4 protein-coding genes are annotated in these 4,053 nt (G+C 60.0%); all 4 read right to left on the bottom strand.

Annotated features, from left to right (window positions below; genetic code table 11):
- Positions 1-787 (bottom strand): TonB-dependent receptor (locus tag AX703_RS11540; protein WP_231735507.1); only part of this gene is annotated, 787 nt, incomplete at its 3' end.
- 179 nt (positions 788-966) lie between these two features.
- Positions 967-2,331, bottom strand: a complete 1,365-nt coding sequence (locus AX703_RS11535; protein ID WP_197423689.1) for an NAD(P)/FAD-dependent oxidoreductase — start codon at positions 2,329-2,331, stop codon at positions 967-969.
- Positions 2,332-2,485: 154 nt separating this feature from the next.
- Complete coding sequence (locus tag AX703_RS11530; protein ID WP_062344219.1) at positions 2,486-2,884, bottom strand: cytochrome c family protein; 399 nt, start codon at positions 2,882-2,884, stop codon at positions 2,486-2,488.
- Positions 2,885-3,082: 198 nt separating this feature from the next.
- Entirely contained in the window at positions 3,083-3,445 is a 363-nt protein-coding gene (locus AX703_RS11525; RefSeq protein WP_062344217.1) for a cupin domain-containing protein, read from the bottom strand.
- Positions 3,446-4,053 lie beyond the last annotated feature (608 nt).

Genomic DNA, 4,053 nt, shown 5'->3' with positions numbered 1-4,053 from the left:
TGCCAAGGCCGGTGCGGAAATAGCTCGACCCGCCGAACACCTCATAGACGCCAGCACCCGTGCCATCCGGGCCAGGTCGTCCGAAAATGCCATAGTTGACCGGGTTCTGAAGGCTCGTCGAGAGCCGGAGAATGAATTCGAGATCATCGCTGGGCTCGGCCAGGAAGGACAGGCGCACGCCATATTGGCGCGTTGCGTTCATGTCCGGCTTTCCGGGAAGCAGGTTCTTGAACCATCCGTCGGCACGGGAAAAGGTGAAAGCGAGCCGCGCCGCTACATTTTCGCCAAGCGCGGTCTGGACCGCACCGCTTGCTTCATAGCGGTCATAGTTGCCGAGGCTTAGCGACAGATCCCCCTGGGTTTCGTAGCTCGGTTTGCGGCTGATGAAGTTGATGGCGCCGCCAGTAGTATTCTTGCCGTAAAGCGTGCCCTGAGGCCCGCGCAGCACCTCGACACGTTCAAGATCGAAGAGACCGAGCGGAAGGAGCGGGAAGCTCCCCTTGTAGACCTCGTCATAATAGGTTGCGATCGGCCCCTGCTGGTTGAGGCTGAAGTCCGACATCGAAATGCCACGCAGCGCGAAGATGGGAAGCCCCTCGCCGCCAGAGGTCGTCACCTGGAGGTTCGGAACCGAGCCAGCGAGGTCATTGGGCGAATCCATTCGCTGCTCGGCCAGTTGGTCTCCACTCAGCGCCGTGATCGACACCGGTACGTCCTGGAGCCTTTCATTGCGTCGTAGCGCGGTCACGAGGATCTCGCTGCCCTCGGACGGCTCATCTGCGGCCACCGGCGGACTGAGGGCTACCGTTGGGACGACCTGCGCGAAGGCTGAGCTAGCAAGGCAGACCAGCCCGGCACTTCCCAAAAGCATAGATAGAAACGTCTTCATCCTCTTCCCCCATGGAATGCCGCTGCGGAATGTCCACTTCCGCCGGTCGTCACGAATATTTGCGCGGGCTTGCTTGCTCAGCTTGCCGCGGGCCGGGCCGGAGCCGCGGAATGGTCAAGTTGCTGGTGGATATGGCGCGCCGCCACGACTCCCTGTTCAATCGCGCCGTCGATGAAGCCGCGCCATCCACTGGCCCAGTCGGCATTGGCAAAATGCACGCGGCCCTGTGCGCCTTGAAGCGGTCCGAGGAACTTCGACATCTGGCCTGGGCGCGCGAAACACCAGACGCCTTGCGAATAGGGATCCGCGCCCCACTCATAACTATAGGACTCGACCACTTGGGCGCCTGGTACGAAGGCCTGGATGGCAGTCTGCACGGCGCTGGTGTCGTTGACGTCGAGCGTCTCCGCGCTCGGCCCGAAGCCTATCAAATGGGTTTGGCCGTCTTTGACACCCTCCCAGATGACGAAGTTGAGCGGGACATTGCCCGTGGGGGCCCACCCCGAAAACATGGGATAGGCCTTGTCGAGCAACACATGGACCTTGGTGCCGTTGCCCGAATGGGTTTGCCTTGATGCTTCCAGCTTCGGCGCTGACAAAGCGGGAATAAAGGCAATATCCTGGAGCACGTTCATCGGCACCGCAACGACAACGGCGTCCGCCGTCAGTCGGACGCCCTCCTCCGTCACGACTTCGACCTTGTCGCCAAGTTGCCTGACCGCCTTGACCGGCGTCGAGAGCCGTACGTCGGCAGCGGCCTCCGCCGCGATCGCATCCAGCAGAGAGCGCGTCCCGCCCTCGATCTTGTAGCGGGCGGTGGCATCATTCATGATCGTCGTGTTGTAGCTGCAGAGCGCGTACAGGCGCATCAGGTCGATCCACGCGCCATCCTTGGCCGGCGCCGAAGCGAAAAGCGTGCACCAAGTGTCGAGCAGGATTCTGATTTCCGGCGTCAGGTCGGTGGCGTCGAGTTTTTGCTGGATGGAATACGTATCGGCCTTCACCCATTTGTCGTCGGCAAATGGCTCGGCCGGACGCGGCATCGTCTCGTAGGCATTGCCGAAAAGGCGGGCGACTGACGCATCGAGATCGGCCCAGACCTTGGACGCCCTGGTCTCGTGTCGCCTGCCTTCATAATCAAGATAGACGATGTCCTCGGCAACGGCGCCCGGCGTCTCCTTCAGCTTCAAACCATAACGCTGCATTTCCGACCATACGTGCGGCTGCTGCCAATGGATCCAGGTGCCGCCCATATCGGTCGCTTCCCCGGCAAATTCGGCGGTGAAGGTGCGTCCGCCAAGCCGGTTACGCGCCTCGAGCAGCGTCACATCATAGCCGCGCTGGCCTAGCTCACGTGCGGCCGTTACACCGCAAAAGCCGCCACCGATGACAATAACTGAGGGCGCTGCACGCGCTGAGGTATCGCGGGCCGCCTTGCTCACAGCAGGCGACATGGGGACGGCCAACAGGAGCGACGCTCCGGCGGCGGTGAACAGCTCACGGCGCGACGCCTGCCGCCCCTTCGCCCCGTCGTCGGATATTGATGCGGCTACCGAACCGGATTGCGCGCTATTTCGATCGTCTGTCATGGCGCTTTTAACTCTTGGATTGAAGAAAGCAGATCAGGTCGGCCCGAGCCTGCGGATCGCGCAGACCCGAAAAAGCCATGCGCGTTCCCTTAGCATAGGCCTGCGGGCCGATCAGAAACTGGTCGAGGCTGGCCGGCGTCCAGACAATGTTGAGATCGCGGAGTGTCGGGGAGTATTTGAACCCCGGAGCGGCTCCCGAACGACGACCGACGACACCTGCTAGACTGGGGCCTGCGCCATGCTTCGGTCCGTCAACCGCGTGGCAGGCGACACATTTCTTGAAAACCACCGCACCATGAGCGGGCGCGCACGCAGCGCTGGCCATGGAGGGCCAAACCGCCAGCGCGCTTGCGAGTACGCCAATCAGCGGCTCCTTCAATCCAGCAGCAAAAGCAATGCCAGCCATGCGCTTCTCCAGATACGGTGATTCGGATTTACACCGTCATATGACGGTCATTTATACCGTCACATGACTGCCCGTCAATGCTCACAGAATACCCTTGCCGGAGTCTGGGCGGGCGCGGCCAGACTTGAGCGACGATCGAAAAGCACGCGGACTGCACAACCGGCTGGGAAGTGCATTAGATCCCTGGACATTTCAGGCCTAACCTAGGTAGCAGGCCGCATATTTTCGGAGCCGCCCCTCCTGCCGCCAGCTACCGGCGAAGCCCTTCGGAATGACAAAGCTATCACCGGCCACATATTCCGTTGTGATATTTTTATCTGCTGTTATCAATACGTTACCTTCTATTATAGTGATGAATTCGTCCACGGGATAATAGGGAATTTCGAGCTCGACCGCCGTGCGACATTCCCACAATTGCACGACATATTTTCCGTCCGCTGACGCATGCAACAGCTCGCCAGCCTCTTCGACATGACCCGATTTAACCCAGGATGGGTCGATGGCCTGCGTGGGTGACAGCGCTTCAAAGGCCGTTTTGCCAAGACTGACCGAAACAGACATTTCACAATCTCCTTACCCATGGTGACGGTTGATTCCGATCAAGATGGAATTCTTTCCAGGATAATTTATGCCGTCATATGACGGCATGTCAATTTGTGGATTGGCGCCCGCGGCAGCAACGTTCGGCCCTCGCCCCGATGGCGCTGAGATAGTTGCGTTTTCCGTATCGGGGAGGAAAACTCGGACTGCCGACGCCCGCTCCGTCATGTGACGGCCGCACAACCGACGAGGTTAGCGGTTTCCAATCATCCCCGACCTGCCCATCCCCGTTAGGCTGGAGCCGCGCTATGGCAGGAAATTATAGATCTTTGAGAAATCTGGGCTGGCCGAGGCTGCCAGCGTCAAAGGAGACATTCCGCGAGGAGAAGCTTTCACAGATACCTTACCGTCAATCGACGGCCCATGTCGCCTGAAGCGTCTTGTCGAGGCGCAGGCACATGCTATGGCTATTGGGTGGCGATGAGAAGCATTGGAGACAGCCCCGCTGACAGACCCGTGCCGCGCCCGGCCCGATGGTGTTTCGGTGTCATTGCAAGAAGGCTTTAGAATAAATGGCTCTGTTGCAAAGATTGGCGGCAGTCAGAGGTAGGCTGTCGCTCTGCGCCGAT

The sequence above is a fragment of the Novosphingobium sp. CCH12-A3 genome, from assembly GCF_001556015.1.
GTDB lineage: Bacteria > Pseudomonadota > Alphaproteobacteria > Sphingomonadales > Sphingomonadaceae > Novosphingobium > Novosphingobium subterraneum.
Note: the sequence above shows the minus strand (reverse complement) of the source record. Positions and strands in the feature narration are given on the sequence as shown.

What these genes read in the sequence shown, in the direction of transcription:
- AX703_RS11530 (WP_062344219.1), bottom strand. Translation starts at nt 2,884, where the DNA reads ATGGCTGGCATTGCTTTTGCTGCTGGATTGAAGGAGCCGCTGATTGGC.
- AX703_RS11525 (WP_062344217.1), bottom strand. Translation starts at nt 3,445, where the DNA reads ATGTCTGTTTCGGTCAGTCTTGGCAAAACGGCCTTTGAAGCGCTGTCA.